This is a genomic window from Komagataeibacter rhaeticus, assembly GCF_003207855.1.
Lineage (GTDB): Bacteria > Pseudomonadota > Alphaproteobacteria > Acetobacterales > Acetobacteraceae > Komagataeibacter > Komagataeibacter rhaeticus.
In genome coordinates, this window is sequence record NZ_NKTZ01000058.1 from 1 (window position 1) to 1,055 (window position 1,055).

Consider the following 1,055-nt stretch of genomic DNA (forward strand, 5'->3'; position numbering starts at 1 on the left):
GCCGCGACCATCTTTACAATGCGGGCCAGCATGGTGTCGCTGCCTACGGCCTGTGCCTGGATTTCCAGGCTGCCGGTGCCGTTGATGGTACCCCCCGTAACCGGGTCGCCGGGCTTTTTCGCCACGGGTGCAGGCTCACCACTGATCATCGATTCATCAATGCTGGACGTGCCGGAGATCACCAACCCATCAGCCGGAACGGACTCGCCTGGCCTGATGCGCAGCCGGTCGCCCTTCGTGACGTCCTCGACCGCCACGTCGTTCTCGTGGCCGTCTATACCGACGCGGTGCGCCTGCTTCGGCGTGAGATCGAGCAGGGCACGGATGGCGTTGCCGGTTGCGGCGCGGGCGCGCAGTTCCAGGACCTGCCCCAGCAGCACGAGCGCCACCACAACGCCCGCAGCTTCGTAATAGACCGGCAGCGTGCCATCCATCTGCCGGAAGGTTGCAGGAAAGGCCGCTGGCGCGAGCGTGGCCGCGAGGCTGTAGCCGAACGCCGCGCCGGTACCGAACATGATCAGCGTGAACATATTGAAATGGCCGGTGCGCAGTGAGGCGAGGCCACGCTGGAAGAACGGCAGCCCTGCCCAGCAGACGACAGGCAGCGTGAGCGCCAACTGAATCCACGGCGAGAGGGCGGGTGGCACGAGATGCAGGCCGATATCGCCGCCCATGGCGACGGCCATGAGCGGAATGGCAAGGGCGGCGGCCACGATCAGGCGGTGCGTGAAGTCCTTCAGTTCAGGATTGTCATCATGCTGTCCGGTCGGTTCCTCCGGCTCCAGCGCCATGCCGCAAAGCGGGCAGTTTCCCGGATGGTCCTGCCGGATCTGCGGATGCATGGGGCAGGTCCAGATCGTATGGCCTCCAGTTGTCGGCAAGGCGGCGGTCTGGGGCGCATGACGGTCCCGATCATGGCAGGCCATATCGTGAACCGCCCGGTCGTGACTCATTCCCTTCATTGGCTCCATATTGCTGGGGCTGCTCATCGGCTGAAGTGTCATACCGCATATCGGGCATTTCCCAGGATGCGCTTCCCTGATGTCCGGATGCAT

At 64.5% G+C, this 1,055-nt stretch carries 1 protein-coding gene; it reads right to left on the reverse strand.

What is annotated here, in order from left to right; genetic code table 11:
• The coding region (locus CFR78_RS16500; protein WP_276527318.1) for a P-type ATPase at positions 1 to 1,055 on the reverse strand (1,055 nt) is incomplete at both ends.